Below are 15,129 nucleotides of genomic sequence, written 5' to 3'. Positions count from 1 at the left end.
AATGACACTCATTCAATCTATTTCAGGCATTCGTGGAACTATTGGTGGTAAGGTGGGCGAAAACCTTACTCCTGTGGATATCGTTCGCTTTACGGCGGCTTTTGGTACTTGGCTAAAAAGCAAAAATGCAGAAAAAAATAAAGTAGTTATTGGCAGAGATGCTCGCATTTCGGGGCTTATGCTTTCGCAGTTAGTCTCGGCTACATTACAAGGTTTGGGTATTGATGTAGTAGATTTGGGTTTGGCTACTACACCTACCGTAGAAATAGCCGTACCCGAAGAAGGGGCTATTGGTGGTATTATTCTTACGGCTAGTCATAATCCTTTGCAATGGAATGCCCTTAAATTGCTCAATAGTTGTGGAGAATTTATTTCGGCAAAAGATGGTGAAGAGGTCTTGGAAATTGCTCAAAAGGGTAATTTTGAGTTTGCAGAAGTGAAAAAATTGGGAAGCTACTCACAGAATAATACTTATTTACAAAAGCATATTGAAAAAATTTTAGCTCTTCCACTCGTTGATGTAGAGGCTATTCGACAAAAAAACTTCAAGATAGCTGTTGATGCGGTAAATTCAGTAGGGGGAATTGCGGTACCTGCTCTGCTAAAAGCCTTGGGGGTTATTCAGATTACAGAGTTCAATTGCGAGCCTACGGGGCATTTTGCTCACAACTCTGAACCACTGCCCGAAAATCTTATTCAATTTTCAAAGGAAGTAGAGAGAGGAAATTTTGATTTGGGCATAGTTGTAGATCCTGATGTAGATAGGTTGGCTTTTATTTGTGATAATGGCGAACCCTTTGGCGAAGAATATACCTTAGTAGCTGTTGCCGATTATGTATTAAAACATCAAAAAGGTAATACCGTTTCCAATCTTTCTTCAACACAAGCCTTACGTATTATTACCCAAAAACACGGGCAAACGCATTTTGCCTCGGCGGTCGGAGAGGTAAATGTAGTAAGTGTAATGAAGCAAACCAAAGCTGTGATAGGAGGCGAAGGCAATGGTGGCGTAATTTATCCTGCTTTGCATTACGGACGCGATGCTCTTGTAGGAATAGCCCTATTCCTTTCGCATTTAGCTAAATTTGGAAAGTCTGCAAGTATTCTGAGGGCTACTTACCCAAAATTTTATATGTCTAAAAATAAAATAGAGCTTTATGAGAACATCAATGTTGATGAAATTCTGGAAAAAATGCAACGCAAATACGCCAAATTTGATATTTCAACCATTGATGGCTTGAAGGTAAATTTTGATAACGCTTGGGTACATTTGCGTAAAAGTAATACCGAACCTATTATTCGCATTTATGCTGAGGCAGATACCCAACAAACAGCTGATAATCTTACTGAAAAAGTAATTTTAGACATCAGGGAGTTAAGTAAGTAACTCGTATGCGAATTTTACATACTGCCGACTGGCATTTAGGTCAAAAACTTTATGATAGGGAACGTTTTGATGAGTTTCAAAACTTTCTGGACTGGCTCATAGATATTATCCGAAAAGAAAGAGTTGATGTTTTGATTGTTGCAGGTGATATTTTTGATGTTGCCAGTCCGCCACAGAAAGCATTAGAGCAATATTATCAGTTTTTGGCTAAACTTGTAAAAGAAACCCCTTGCAATCACGCTATTATTGTAGGGGGCAATCACGATTCTACCCACAGCCTCAATGCTCCTCAAGAATTGGCAAAAATTCTTCAACTGCACATTGTAGGGGGAGCAAGTGAAAATAAAGAACACGACCTTATTGAAATTCGGAATGAAAAAAATGAGCTACAAGCAGTAGTTGCCGCTGTCCCTTTTCTTAGAGATAAAGATATTCGTTACAATCAAGTAACTTTGGATAATGAAACACGCGACAGGGCTATAGCGGAGGCTATTTACAATCATTATGCCCAAATGGCTCAAATTATCAGGCAGAGAGGTTATGCAGAAATGAATATTCCTCTGATTGCTACGGGGCATTTGTTTGCACAAGGTTGCTCGCATCATTCTGAAGAAGGAGAGGAGAATAAAGCTGAAAAAATGATTTATTCGGGCAATTTAGGTAAAGTTCCTGCTACGGTGTTCCCTTCTATTTTTGATTATGTTGCTTTGGGGCATTTGCACCGCTCTCAGATGGTTGGAGGTAAAAATCATATTCGTTATTCGGGGTCGCCTTTGCCTTTGAGTTTTAGCGAAAGAAATGATAAGAAATATGTGTTACTGGTAGATTTTGAAGGTAAAAACCTGCAAAGTATTGCTTCGGTTGATGTTCCTACCTCCATTTATAGAAAACTTATTCGCATCACTGGAACATTGCAAGAAGTTTGCAATAAAATAAAAAATATAGATATAGAAACGACTTTTTTTCCAACACTTTGGGCAGAGGTTCTGGTCATTTTGCAAAATCCCGAACCCACTGCCAAGCAGATATTAGAAAAAGCCTTACAAGAAAACCCTCGCATAGAGAGTCTATCATACAAAATTGAATTAGAAAACAGAGAAAATACAGGGGGTTGGGTAAGAAAGTACGCTGACTATGACTTACGTGAAATCCATCCACAAGATGTGCTTTTAGAAATTTGTAGGCAGGAAGGGTATTCTTTAGAGGAATATCATAATGAGCTACTACCTCTTTTTAATGAGATAGTAGAGAAAATAGAAGAAAAAAATTAGCGACTACAACTTATGTGTTTGATGTAGTCGCTGATAGAATAGATATTTTGATAACTATTTTAACTCCAAAATATTACGAGAAATTACAAGTTTCTGGATTTCAGTAGTTCCTTCGCCAATAGTACATAACTTGGAATCGCGGTAGAACTTTTCTACGGGAAAATCTTTCGTATAGCCATATCCACCAAAAATTTGTACAGCTTCGTTAGAAACTTTTACGCAAGTTTCGGAAGCATAATATTTTGCCATTGCGGCGGCTTGGGTTACAGGCAAACCTTCATCTTTGAGCTGGGCGGCTTGATAAGTAAGCAATTTAGCGGCTTCAATTTCGGTAGCCATTTCGGCAAGTTTGAAAGCAATAGCCTGAAACTTACCAATAGGTTGCCCGAACTGCTGTCTTTCTTTGGCATATTGTACAGCGGCTTCATAAGCTCCCATAGCAATACCCAAAGAAAGTGCGGCAATAGAAATACGACCTCCGTCCAAAATCTTCATAGCCTGATGAAAGCCTTCACCTATATTTCCCAACATTTGGCTTTTATGCACACGTACATTATCAAAAACAAGTTCTGCGGTTTCAGAGGCACGCATACCGAGTTTATTTTCTTTTTTTCCTGCATAAAAACCCGGAGTACCACGCTCTATGATAAATGCAGTGGAATTTTTAGAGGTACGAGGCTCACCTGTGCGTGTAACAACAACAGCGACATTGCCCGTTTTGCCGTGAGTAATGAAATTCTTAGCACCATTGATGATGTAATAATCGCCGTCTTGTACGGCGGTAGTACGCATATTGCTGGCATCGGAGCCTGTATTAGGTTCGGTAAGTCCCCAAGCTCCAATCCATTCACCTGTTGCGAGTTTTGGCAAATACTTGGCTTTTTGCTCTTCGTTGCCAAACATTAGAATATGGTTAGTACAAAGCGAATTGTGTGCCGCCATAGAAAGCCCAATAGAAGGATCTACTTTGGAAAGCTCTACAATGGCAGTTACGTATTCTTTGTAACCTAAACCCGCTCCTCCATATTGTTCAGGTACAAGCACGCCCATTAGCCCTAATTCTCCCAATTTTCTGAAAATTTCCACAGGAAAAGTTTGGCTTTCGTCCCACTCCATTACATTAGGGCGAATATGTAGGTTGGCAAAATCCCTCACAGATTTGGCAATTTCTTGTAACAATTCGTTTTTGGTTGAAATTTCTGCTACCATAAAATGCGTTGTTTGGTGTTCGGAAACAAAAATACAAAAATTCTTGAAAAATTTATACAGACTATAAAAAAATTACAAAAAAATGAGGCAAATTGTTTGTTTAACTTGATAAATTTTGAAAAAATCTGAAAAACATAGGGGGGTATTCCTTTGTAAAAGAAACAAAAAAATTTGTTTTTTTTTCTTGTTTTTTTTTACTTGCGTACAACACTGAAAAAGATATGGAAAATAGACACAATGCCATTCAGCAACCTGCTGAAATATTATTGAAAGAAATTGAATTAGAAAACCAAATTCGTGAGTTGCTCAACGATACGCAAATTTATTTTGATTACAACATCGTACCTGATAAACAAGATGCCAAAACACCACTCATTAAGTTAGACCTTATCACTATCAATCGTGAGCATAATCAGAAGTTCCTTTTTCATTCCACGAAAGGTCATAACAAGATAGCTATTCTTGAAGATATGATTGCCTATATCACTGAGTTCAAAAAGAACCAAGAAAGCTATGAAATTGAGTGGATTGATACCAAACATAACGCCAAAGTTCAAGTTTCGTGGTTTAGAGGAAATGATATTTTTGATGTTTTACAAAAATTTTATTACGACAAAAAACAAAGTCGTTTTAAGATTTTAAAAATAACTTTAATGCCCGAATCTTGATGTTAGAATTTTTTCATCGCCTCAAAAATTATTTTGTCCCCGAAAGTCATAAAACAGATGTTTTACTCTATAAAAAGGCAGAAAATATTGTAGAAGCCAGCCTTATAGGTATGGCTTTTTTGGTTTTACTATTACCCGCCAACATTTATCTTGAATTGACAAATACCTTGCTTACCAATTTTATTTGTGTGGCTCTGCTTGTAGCAAGTTTATTTGCTTTCAAAAAGGAACTACCTGTGATTATTTTTGGCAATATTTTGAGCTTTCTGGCTTTTCTCTTGGTTTTAGTGGCTACCATAGAAACAGGAGGGATTTACTCGCCTGTTATTTCTTCTTTTTTGGTGGCGGGTATTATTGCCTTTTTGTATGCAGGTAATTTTTTAGGGATTCTATGGACAATTCTCATTGTATTTACCATTCTTACTTTTGCTGTTTTAGAATATGTCGGCTATAAATTCTCTTCTGCCGTTATAGAGCATAAATTATTCTTTTACACTATGGTTTATGTAGTACTTCTGGGCTTTGTGATTTACCTTATTCGTTTTTATGTAAATATTCTCAAAAATATCAGTAAGCGAAACTTCCTGAAAACAGAAAAAATGGAAAAATATAACCAAGTATTAGCCCAGCAACAAGAGCTTATTGAAAAGAAAAATAAGGAACTTTTGAAACTTTACGAAGATTATGACAGGCAAAATAAAGATTTACTCTTGCAAAAAGAACTTCTACAAACTCAAAATGACGAACTCAATCGTGCTTATGCCGAACTGATTGATAGTGTCTATTATACCAAACGCATACAAGAAGCTCTTTTACCTTCTGTGGAGGTTATCAAGCCTCATTTTAGGGATTTTATGATACTCTATAAACCCAAGGAAATTTTAAGTGGAGATTTTTATTGGTTTGCGGAGATAAATCAATACTTGTTTTTAGCCGTTGCCGATTGTACCGGACACGGCATTCCCGGTGCGTTTATGACGGTTATAGGAAACGATTTGCTCAATAGAATTATCAAGGAAGATTATATTTTTGCTCCCGCCGAAATTTTGAAAAAATTAGATAAAGAATTACATAAAACATTGCAAAAAGAAAGCCGTTTCAAAGCTGATATTATCAGTGACGGAATGGATATCGCTTTGTGTAGAATTGATAAAGAAAGTAATGAAATTAACTTTGCAGGGGCTAAAAGACCGCTTTTTATTGCTAATGAAGGTGGGGTACAAGAAATTAAGGGGAGTCGTTTTGGTATTGGGGGTAGTAGTGTTATAGAAAAGTATTTTGAGGAGCATAGGCTCATTTACTCTGAAGATGATGTTTTCTATATGTCTTCCGATGGATTTACTGACCAATTTGGTGGAGAATACGATACCAAATTCCTGACGGTACACTTCAAAGAAAAACTCAAACTCAACTATCACAAGCCTTTGGAATATCAAAGGCTCTATCTGAATGAGCTACACGAAACTTGGCGTGGCTACATCAATGAGCAGACAGATGATATTCTGGTGGTTGGTTTTAGAATTTAGTCAGGCAGGAGCAGTTCATCTTCATCTGTCCAAAAAACACGATGTAGAGTGTATTTTACGGACATAAACAAAATAGGATATGCCATTAAAAATACTGCTCCGAAGGCTATCAGAATTTCTTTGAAATGAGCTGAACCTACACGCCAATTATAGATTTTCACAATGCCAATGATAATATCGTCAAGGCTTATCATAAACCGAAATAGAGCAAAAAAAGCAATCAGGATAATAACACTGCACACTACCCCAACTAGCAAAGTTCGTACAAATACTTGCCAAGCTACTTTTCCATTGGTTATTTTGCTCAAAGCAAAAACCAAAGACGAAATAAGCACTACGCCAACCCACTTCATACTCACTACCCATTCGGTATTAAGCAGGAAATCGGGTGGGAATACTTTTTGGAAAATGAAAAATAAAATCATCACCAAAGCAAATGATAGCAGGCTGTAGAGCAAACCTTCCAAAAAAAGTATAGGAAAAGATAGCTCTTTGAAGTCCTTTTTACCCTGCAAGATTTCAATTTCTTCTTCGGGAGTCATAATTTTGGATTATTTTGGGTGAATTTGGGTGTTCAATTTGCTTGCTTTCAAAAATAGAAAATCTTTTGAAAAAAAGAAATAAGGAGTGCTTTTTTTGTAAAAAAAAAATATTTTTGCCCTCACAATCAAGCAATTATTTGCAATGAAAACCGCTATCAAAGCCTATTGGAAATATTTTTGGAATGCTAAAAACGAACACAGCCTTCACTCGCCGTTTGTATATGAGCTTTACACACAAGTAATTAAACATCAAGAATTTGATTTTTACGCCTACCAAGAGATTGAAAAATTTCGCGAACTGCTTTTAGATAATGATGAAATCATTGAAATTCAAGATTTAGGGGCTGGCTCAAAAGCAGGAAAGAGCCAGAAAAAGTCTATTCGCAATATTGTAGCAACAGCTTCGCTTCCTGCACGGGTAGCTCAAATGCTTTTCAGGTTAGTGAATTTTTTACAACCTCAAATTGTATTAGATTTAGGAACTTCTTTGGGCATTACCACTGCTTACCTTGCCAAAGCAATGCCTTTGCAAGCTAAAATTTACACTTTTGAGGGAGCAGAAAACCTTGCCCAATTAGCCCAAAAGCATTTCAAAATGCTTCATTTGCAAAATATTGAAGTCATAAAAGGAAATATTGACGAAACCTTACCGAAAGTTCTTTCTCAAATAGAAAAGGTAGATTTCGCCTTTGTAGATGCCAATCATCTTTATGAGCCTACTATTCGTTATTTTGAGGAAATTCTGACCAAATGCCACGAAAATAGCGTAATCGTTTTTGATGATATTTACTGGTCGGAGGAAATGAAAGCGGCTTGGGAAAAAATTTATGCTGATACCCGTGTGGGCATCAGCATTGATTTGTTTAGGGTAGGTTTGGTTTTTTTGAGGCAAAAGCAGGAAAAACAACACTTCATTTTACGCTTTTAGCGAGTTTTTACTTTGATTTCGGTGCCATTTTTCTTTTCTTTAATTTCGTATTTTACTTCATTATGCTTGTGATGTTTGCCTTTTTTAGCGTGTCCGGGAGGCACGCCTTTGTTATGCACGTGTATTGTAGTGCAAGCCCCTAACGAAAGCATCAGACCGAACAAAGCTATTTTCTTGAACATAAACAAATAGATTTAGGTTTGAAATATTACAAATTTTTTATGCAAACGCTTCTAACTTATTTTTAGTTTCCAATCAGAAAAAAAAATCTTTTGTTGCAACTAAAATGATTTTTATTCGTTTTTCTGAAAAAACTTAAAATCTATGGAATACAGACGACTTGGTAAATCAGGATTGCAAGTGAGCGTCCTTTCTTTGGGTTCTTGGCTTACTTTTGGTAAGCAAATTGCTAATAGCACCGCCGAAGAACTTATGAAAATTGCTTACGACAATGGTATTAACTTTTTTGACAATGCCGAAATCTATGCTCGTGGGCAATCTGAAATTGTAATGGGAAACATTTTGAAAAAGATGGGTTGGGCAAGGGATACTTTTGTTGTTTCCAGTAAAGTTTTTTTTGGAGCAGGTGGAAAGCTACCTAATCAAACAGGATTGAGCCGAAAGCACGTTTTTGAGGCTTGCCACGCCGCTCTCAAACGCTTGCAAGTGGAATATTTAGATTTATACTTTTGCCACAGACCCGATAAAAATACACCTATTGAAGAAACCGTTTGGGCAATGAATGACCTGATTCGTCAGGGGAAAGTTTTGTATTGGGGAACTTCCGAGTGGTCGGCACAAGAAATTCAGGAGGCTTATGGTATTGCAAGGCAGTACAATCTTATTCCGCCTACAATGGAACAACCACAATACAATATGTTTCACCGCTACCGAGTAGAAATAGAATATGCTCAACTATACAAGAATATCGGTTTGGGTACTACAATCTGGTCGCCTTTGGCTTCGGGCATTCTTACAGGAAAATATAATGATGGTTTTCCTACGGATACACGTTTGGGAATGGAAGGTATGGAGTGGCTCAAAAATCGTGAATTAGTTGCTGAACGCATTGAGAAAGTAAAAAAACTTTCAGCTCTTGCCAATGAATTAGGGGTAGCTATGCCTACTTTGGCAATAGCTTGGACAATTAAACCGCATTTCGTAAGCACAGCAATTTTAGGAGCTTCCAAAGCAAGTCAGTTGCAAGAAAATTTGAAAGCAATTGAGATAGCTCAAAATGTCCTTAATAATGAAATTATGCAGAAAATTGAAGAAATCTTACAAAATAAACCCGAAATGCCCGCTTTCTGATAAAAATTTGAGGTAACACTTTTGTAGGTGTTACCTCATTTTCAATGTGCTTCCAACCAATTTTTCCCTACACCTACTTCTACTACCAGAGGCACAGGCAAAGATATAGCGGTTTGCATCAGTCTGATGATATTTTCTTTCACGAAATCAATTTCGTTTTTATGAACTTCAAAGACGAGTTCGTCGTGAACTTGCAAAATCATTTTGGTTTGTAATTGATTTTTTTCTAAAAAATCGTGAATGCGAACCATTGCTATTTTGATTAAATCGGCGGCAGAACCTTGCAAAGGCGTATTGACAGCATTGCGTTCGGCGTGTCCTGCTACAACTTGATTGTTTTCGTTAATAGTCGGCAAATAACGCCTTCTGCCTAAAATAGTAGTTACGTACTCTTGTTCACGAGCTTTTTGTATCATTGCATCTTTGTATTTTTTGATAGCAGAAAACTCTTTGTAATACATTTCTACGAGTTTGCTTGCTTCTGAAACTGAAATTTTGAGCTGTCGGGCAAGATTGAAGCCCGTACTACCATACAAAATAGCAAAATTAGCGGTTTTGGCATTTCTACGCATTTCGGGGGTAACCTCTTCCAAAGATACTTTGTAAATTTTGGAGGCAGTGGCGGCGTGAATATCCAGTCCTTTGGCAAAGGCTTCCAGCATAGTTTCATCTTGACTGAAAGCCGCCATTAGGCGAAGTTCTATCTGCGAATAATCGGCAGAAAGAATAAGAAAATCATTATTACTTGGCACAAATGCTTTACGAATTTCGCGTCCTTTGGCGGTTTTTATGGGAATATTTTGCAAATTCGGATTAGAAGAGCTTAATCTGCCTGTGGCGGCTATGGTTTGGTTGAAAGTTGTATGAATTTTACCATCTATCGGACTGATAAGTTCAGGTAAGGCATCAATATAAGTAGATTTTAATTTTTGCAACTCTCTGATTTCTAAAATATTGGCAACTATGGGGTGTTCATCGGCAAGTTTGCTTAAAATATCTTCGCCTGTGGCATATTGACCAGTTTTGGTTTTTTTAGGGTTTTTGATGAGTTTAAGTTCCTCAAAAAGCACTTCGCCGAGCTGTTTGGGTGAGGCAATATTAAACTCTCTGCCTGCTTGCTTGTAGATTTCTTGTTCTAATATTTGAATTTCTTTTTCCAAACTTTTTGAACTTTCGCGTAAGGTTTCTACATCAATGCTTACGCCATTGCGTTCCATTGTGCAAAGCACCTGAATAAGGGGGGTTTCTACTTCGTAGAAAAGTTTTTCATTCTGAATTTTTTGCAATTCGGGATAAAGTTTTTCAGCAAGTTGGAATGTAATATCGGCATCTTCGGCGGCGTATTCTGCAATTTGTTCAAGAGGAACATCACGCATACTGCCCTGATTAACTCCTTTTTTGCCAATTAGTGTTTCAATACTTACGGGCTGATATTGCAAGTATTTTTCAGCTAAAAAATCCATACTATGTTTGCTTTCGGCATTGATAAGATAATGAGCAAGCATTGTATCAAAGAGTTTGCCTTTTACTTTGATGCCGTAATTCTGCAAAACACTAATATCATATTTGAGGTTCTGACCGATTTTTTCAATGTTTTCGTTTTCAAAAACCTCTCTAAACTCCTCTACGATAGCTTGGGCTTTATCTTTTTCAGCAGGGAAGGGTACATAGTAGGCTTCGTGAGGATAGTAGGCAAAGGCAATTCCTACGAGTTCGGCTTGCAAATGGTCTAATGAGGTAGTTTCAGTATCAAAGCAAAATCTTTTTTGCAGTCGTAGAAATTCAATGAGTTTTTTGCGAAGCAAGGGGGTATCTATGACGTGGTAATGGTGAAGTTTCGTTCGGATATTATGAAATTCGGTAGAAGGTTGCAGAATTTCAGTGGTAGGAGTAGAGCTTTGGCTTGTTTTTTCGGTTGAGCTACCAAATAAGTCTAATTGCTGTGAATGGTTTTGTTTTTTAGTTGTTTTTTGTAGTTGTTTTTCTTCGTCTGTCAAGCCAATAAGTTTGGTTTTTAGGGTTTTGAACTCTAATTCATCTAAAATTTTAGCAAGAGTGGGTTTATCGTATTCTTTAAGGCGAAAATCCTCAATATTGTACTGAATAGGCACTTGCAAATGAATAGTAGCAAGTTCTTTGGAAAGTAAAGCCTGCTGGGCGTGTGTCTTAACAATTTCTGCAATTTTACCTGTGAGTTTATCGGCATTGGCGATAAGATTTTCTATGCTACCATATTCGGCAATCAGTTTTTGAGCGGTTTTCTCGCCTACACCGGGCAAACCGGGTATATTATCAGAGGCATCACCTTGCAAACCTAAAATATCAATAACTTGCTCAATACGTTGAATGCCGAATTTTTCGAGAGCTTTGGCTTCATCAAGAATTTCGGCGGGAGCAAATTTGGTAGCAGGACGATAAATGAATATTTTTTGGTTTTCAATGAGTTGGCAGAAATCTTTGTCGGGGGTCATCATATACACGGGGAAATCTTCGCGAGCTACTTGTTTGGCAATGGTACCAATAATATCATCAGCTTCGTAGCCGGGCATAGCCAAAATAGGAATACGCATAGCCTCTAAAATCTGCTTGATATAAGGCACAGCAATAGTAATGCCTTCGGGTTGTTCTTCTCTGTGGGCTTTATAGGCTTCAAAGTTTTCGTGTCGGAAAGTGGCTTCGGCAGTATCAAAGGCTACTGCCAAATGAGTAGGTTTTTCTTTCTTGATAACCTCTAAAAGCGTATTGAGAAAGCCAAAAATGGCACTGGTTTCCATTCCTTTGCTGGTGCGGCGGGGGTTGTTGATAAAAGCATAGTAGGCTCTGTATATCAGAGCGAAGGCATCAAGCAAGAATAGTTTTTGCATAAATAGTAGGATTAGGTGATTTTTGAGTTGAACAAAGCGAACCCATTTAATCCTCGTTTAACCTTCGTTCAAGTTCGCTGATTTTTTTGTAGATTTCTGGTAATTTTCTAAAAACAGCATAGGCTCTGTAAAATTCTTTCAAATCCATAGCGGGCGAGCCTTGCCAATTGGTATTTTCTTGGGTAACATCTGTTCCGAGCCCCGATTGAGCCCCAATATTGACTTTATTAGTAATTTTCAGATGCCCTGCAATACCTACCTGCCCTCCGAACATACAATTAGCCCCTACTTCCGTCGAGCCTGCAATGCCTGTTTGTGCCGCAATGACGGTGTTTTCCCCAACAATTACATTATGGGCAATTTGCACCAAATTATCAATTTTTACGCCTTTTTTGATAATCGTTGCTCCTAAAGTAGCTCTGTCTATGGTGGTATTAGCTCCAATACTTACGTTATCTTCAATGACTACATTTCCAAGTTGTGGGATAGTTTGAAAAGAACCATCGGTTTGGGGGGCAAAGCCAAAACCATCGCTACCAATCACCGCTCCCGAATGAATAATGCAGTTATCACCGATAATACAATTTTTGTAAATTTTCGCTCCTGCATAAATAATAGTGTTTTTGCCAATCTTTACATTTTCGCCTACAAAAACATTCGGATAAATTTGCGTATGATTGCCTATTTGGGCATTTTCACCAATGTATGCAAATGCCCCGATGTAAATATTTTCGCCTAAAATGGCTTTTTCGCTGATAAAAGCAGGCTGTTCAATCCCTTTTTTAGGTGAGTTGATGAGTTTTTCATAAGCTAAAAGTAGTGTAGAAAAAGCCGTATAAGCATCTTCTACGATTAGCAAAGTGGTAGATAGAGCTTGTTTGGGTTGGAAATTTTTACTGACAATTACCGCAGAGGCTTGGGTAGTATAAATATAAGGTTCGTATTTAGGGTTTGCCAAAAAGGCAATATCGCCTGTTTGAGCTTCTTGGATTTTGGCGATATTTGAAATTTCAATATCTGCATTACCTTCTATGCGAGCCGAAAGTATCTGTGCTATTTGTGTGAGCGGAAACTTCATATGGTTAATAAGAATTATGTTTTATGCAAATTTACGCAAACATCGTTGATTTTTTGATTTGATGGATACATTTAGTAAGTTTGTGTAAATCTTCTTCTGAAACTTCTTGTTTTGCTTTTATTTCCCGAATAATAGTAAAAGTTTCTTTAACCTTATCCTCGCTTACGGCTAACTTTGAGGCTATTTTATGGATAGTTGCTTCATCGGGGTTTTCAGAGGCATTGATGAAATAATTGGAACGTAAAAATTCTAAAAAGTACAATATTTTCTTTTCTGCAAGATTTTTGTGATCATTGTAATTGAAGTACAGCCTACCAATAGTTTGAGTAAATTCTAAACTGGTATTGATGTTTTTTTCCAGGGTACGGATAATTCTTTGCTCTCTTTTGGCTTTGAAAAGGATAAATAAAACTATTCCCACCAATGTAAGCCAAAACGCCCACCAGAGTGGTGGATTTTTACGCAGAAAAGCTAATTCTTTAATGCCATCGGGGGTTTCGTCCTCTCTTTTGGTGTACTGATACTGCCACTTGATTTCATCTTCCCAAAGTACATCGCGTACAGGCAGATGAGAAACAATTGCGGCAATAAAATCACGTTGTTTATCGTCTAAAATACCATAGTTCGTAAAAATGAGAGGAATTGAGCAAGCATACAGCGTACCTGAACCTATTTTGATTTTAATAAAAACAGGGTTTTTGTATTGGTCTATGGCTAAAATTTCGGCTTGTGGCTCGTCCGAAAAATTGCTTTCAGGGTTATATTCAGAATCTATATCATCTTGTGTTGTTAAAGTATCATTTTGGAAGTTTTTAGCCCCATATACTTGAAAAGCGGAATAATATGTGAGGTTGGGAAATTTATAGGTTTTGTTAGCAAGTTTGGGGTGCAAAAATCTTATTTCCAAGTTTTCAGAGGCAATATATTCGCGAGTAACAAGTGCTTTCCCAAATTCATTTTCTAAAAGATAAGAAAAATATTCTGCCGCCATAAAGGCTTCACCGCCATAATACACAAAGCTGTTCAGGGCATCTGCAAACTCTTGGTCAGCATCGGCTCTCAAATGGGTATAAAACAAATTGTATTTGGAAGCTACTTCTTTGGATTGATGCAAGAAAAGCGAATCATTGGGAAAAACATCAAGGCGAAGTTTGATTTCCTTTTGGGGAAATAAATCTTTAAGCAACAAATAAATGGCTTTGCTTGCGTAAGGTTTATTTTCTACTTTTTTGAAGGTTGGTGTCCAATCTAACTTGCGTTTTTTGGGGGAAGGTTCATTTTTAGGAAGCCAAAATGGTAGCGAGGCTAAAAAAACGACAAGAATGCTTCCGATAATCCAATCTGATTTTTTTATTTTCAAGGCAGTGGCAATTTTTCTGCTAATTTACAAAAAAAGTTACAATTCCACTGCTAATAGGCTCAATTTTTACATTTTTTCTTTCAATACAACTTTCCAACTCCAGCTCTAAAGTAGTCTTGAAACTTTGTATGCTTTCTTCGGAAAGGGTAGAAAGGTTGTCAATTACTTCCAGAGCAACCAGTTTACCTTTTTCATTGATTTTTACTTTGAAAGTAACTTTACCTCTTTCTTGGCTATTAAGCAGAGGTTCTACATTAGGGCAATGCATATTCCAACCTTCTACTTCCCACTGAAAAGAAACTTTACGCTTGAGTAATTCGGTAGGTTTTTCTTGTTCGGTGTGAATGGGTGTAGAAACTTTGTTTAGAGATGTTGCAGGAGAAGAAGCAGGATAGTTGTTTTCTTCGGTATTTGTTTTACTTTCAGGTTGTTGAGTTTCGTTTGCAAAATGAAAAAATATGATAAGTGTTGCCAAAAGCATCAAGAGTGTTGCTGAAAAATATAAAAATTTATGATTGGTGAATGAATAGTTTTTCATAATTTTTTAATCAATCAATGAAATCCAACAATTAAATATTTAGCAAATTTCTTGCCAATTTTAGGGAATTGTTAGATGAATTGGCTGTGGTTCAGAATGTATGATAGTCATAATTCCATTGTTGAAACATAATTTTGATAGCTGCTTCGTGGTACTTGTCTTTTTTAGAAAAACAAGTAGTTTTTCGTACAAAACGTCTATTTCTAGCTCGTAAAGCATTATTCACTCCCTCAATATGCCGCGTCAGATGTTTGCCAACTTGATGGTTTTGCCCTACTAATACCTCTGCAAAAGCAGCCCAATTGTCGGTACAATACTGCTCAATTTCAATATCTTTAAGCATTTGAAGTAGTTTTTTAATTGTTTTAGCACTGCGATTGCCTATCACATAGCCTAAGACTTCATTCGTTTCAGGAGCATAGGCATAGAAAAGCCATCGCTTGTGCT

14 protein-coding genes are annotated in these 15,129 nt (G+C 37.1%); 6 read left to right on the top strand and 8 right to left on the bottom strand.

Annotated elements, in window-relative coordinates; all coding sequences use genetic code 11:
* The first annotated feature begins 1 nt into the window (after position 1).
* A complete protein-coding gene (gene glmM / locus Rain11_RS10745; protein ID WP_101359373.1) occupies positions 2 to 1,387 on the top strand; it encodes a phosphoglucosamine mutase in 1,386 nt (461 codons plus the stop codon).
* Between the two features lie 5 nt (positions 1,388 to 1,392).
* Positions 1,393 to 2,658, top strand: a complete 1,266-nt coding sequence (gene sbcD / locus Rain11_RS10740; RefSeq protein WP_101359372.1) for an exonuclease subunit SbcD — start codon at positions 1,393 to 1,395, stop codon at positions 2,656 to 2,658.
* 54 nt (positions 2,659 to 2,712) lie between these two features.
* Here the strand turns inward: sbcD and Rain11_RS10735 are convergent, their stop codons facing one another.
* Positions 2,713 to 3,867 carry an acyl-CoA dehydrogenase family protein gene (locus Rain11_RS10735; RefSeq protein ID WP_101359371.1) on the bottom strand — a complete coding sequence of 385 codons (1,155 nt, stop codon included), beginning with the start codon at positions 3,865 to 3,867 and terminating at the stop codon, positions 2,713 to 2,715.
* Between the two features lie 221 nt (positions 3,868 to 4,088).
* Here Rain11_RS10735 and Rain11_RS10730 point away from each other — a divergent pair, with 221 nt between their 5' ends.
* Together Rain11_RS10730 and Rain11_RS10725 are read left to right on the top strand one after the other, a co-directional pair.
* On the top strand, positions 4,089 to 4,535 hold the full coding sequence (locus Rain11_RS10730) for a hypothetical protein (RefSeq protein WP_101359370.1): 447 nt from the start codon (positions 4,089 to 4,091) through the stop codon (positions 4,533 to 4,535).
* The gene (locus tag Rain11_RS10725; protein WP_101359369.1) at positions 4,535 to 6,061 is read left to right on the top strand and encodes a SpoIIE family protein phosphatase; all 1,527 of its coding nucleotides are present in this window, start codon (positions 4,535 to 4,537) and stop codon (positions 6,059 to 6,061) included. Before Rain11_RS10730 ends, Rain11_RS10725 begins: the two co-directional genes overlap by 1 nt.
* Here the strand turns inward: Rain11_RS10725 and Rain11_RS10720 are convergent.
* Positions 6,058 to 6,603 (bottom strand): hypothetical protein, encoded by a 546-nt coding sequence (locus Rain11_RS10720; protein ID WP_101359368.1) that lies wholly within the window; start codon positions 6,601 to 6,603, stop codon positions 6,058 to 6,060. The genes Rain11_RS10725 and Rain11_RS10720 overlap by 4 nt on opposite strands.
* Positions 6,604 to 6,745: 142 nt before the next feature.
* On the opposite strand from Rain11_RS10720, the gene Rain11_RS10715 reads away from it, so the two are divergent.
* The gene (locus tag Rain11_RS10715; RefSeq protein ID WP_101359367.1) at positions 6,746 to 7,531 is read left to right on the top strand and encodes an O-methyltransferase; all 786 of its coding nucleotides are present in this window, start codon (positions 6,746 to 6,748) and stop codon (positions 7,529 to 7,531) included.
* Here the strand turns inward: Rain11_RS10715 and Rain11_RS10710 are convergent.
* Positions 7,528 to 7,713, bottom strand: a complete 186-nt coding sequence (locus Rain11_RS10710; protein ID WP_101359366.1) for a hypothetical protein — start codon at positions 7,711 to 7,713, stop codon at positions 7,528 to 7,530. The genes Rain11_RS10715 and Rain11_RS10710 overlap by 4 nt on opposite strands.
* 142 nt (positions 7,714 to 7,855) lie before the next feature.
* Here Rain11_RS10710 and Rain11_RS10705 point away from each other — a divergent pair, with 142 nt between their 5' ends.
* Positions 7,856 to 8,842 carry a potassium channel beta subunit family protein gene (locus Rain11_RS10705; protein WP_101359365.1) on the top strand — a complete coding sequence of 329 codons (987 nt, stop codon included), beginning with the start codon at positions 7,856 to 7,858 and terminating at the stop codon, positions 8,840 to 8,842.
* Positions 8,843 to 8,883: 41 nt separating this feature from the next.
* Here the strand turns inward: Rain11_RS10705 and polA are convergent, their stop codons facing one another.
* From polA to Rain11_RS10680, 5 genes are all read right to left on the bottom strand, one after another.
* Positions 8,884 to 11,706 carry a DNA polymerase I gene (gene polA / locus Rain11_RS10700; protein ID WP_101359364.1) on the bottom strand — a complete coding sequence of 941 codons (2,823 nt, stop codon included), beginning with the start codon at positions 11,704 to 11,706 and terminating at the stop codon, positions 8,884 to 8,886.
* A gap of 46 nt (positions 11,707 to 11,752) precedes the next feature.
* Positions 11,753 to 12,784: a UDP-3-O-(3-hydroxymyristoyl)glucosamine N-acyltransferase gene (gene lpxD / locus Rain11_RS10695; RefSeq protein ID WP_101359363.1), complete on the bottom strand. Its 1,032-nt coding sequence runs from the start codon at positions 12,782 to 12,784 to the stop codon at positions 11,753 to 11,755.
* 31 nt (positions 12,785 to 12,815) lie between these two features.
* The gene (locus Rain11_RS10690) at positions 12,816 to 14,144 is read right to left on the bottom strand and encodes a hypothetical protein (protein ID WP_101359362.1); all 1,329 of its coding nucleotides are present in this window, start codon (positions 14,142 to 14,144) and stop codon (positions 12,816 to 12,818) included.
* A 19-nt stretch (positions 14,145 to 14,163) separates the two neighbouring features.
* Entirely contained in the window at positions 14,164 to 14,682 is a 519-nt protein-coding gene (locus Rain11_RS10685; protein WP_101359361.1) for a hypothetical protein, read from the bottom strand.
* Positions 14,683 to 14,773: 91 nt separating this feature from the next.
* Positions 14,774 to 15,129: IS1 family transposase (locus Rain11_RS10680; RefSeq protein WP_262502179.1), on the bottom strand; the 356-nt coding region annotated here is incomplete at its 5' end.

The organism is Raineya orbicola (assembly GCF_002843425.1).
In the GTDB taxonomy this organism is placed as follows: domain Bacteria; phylum Bacteroidota; class Bacteroidia; order Cytophagales; family Thermonemataceae; genus Raineya; species Raineya orbicola.
Note: the sequence above shows the minus strand (reverse complement) of the source record. Positions and strands in the feature narration are given on the sequence as shown.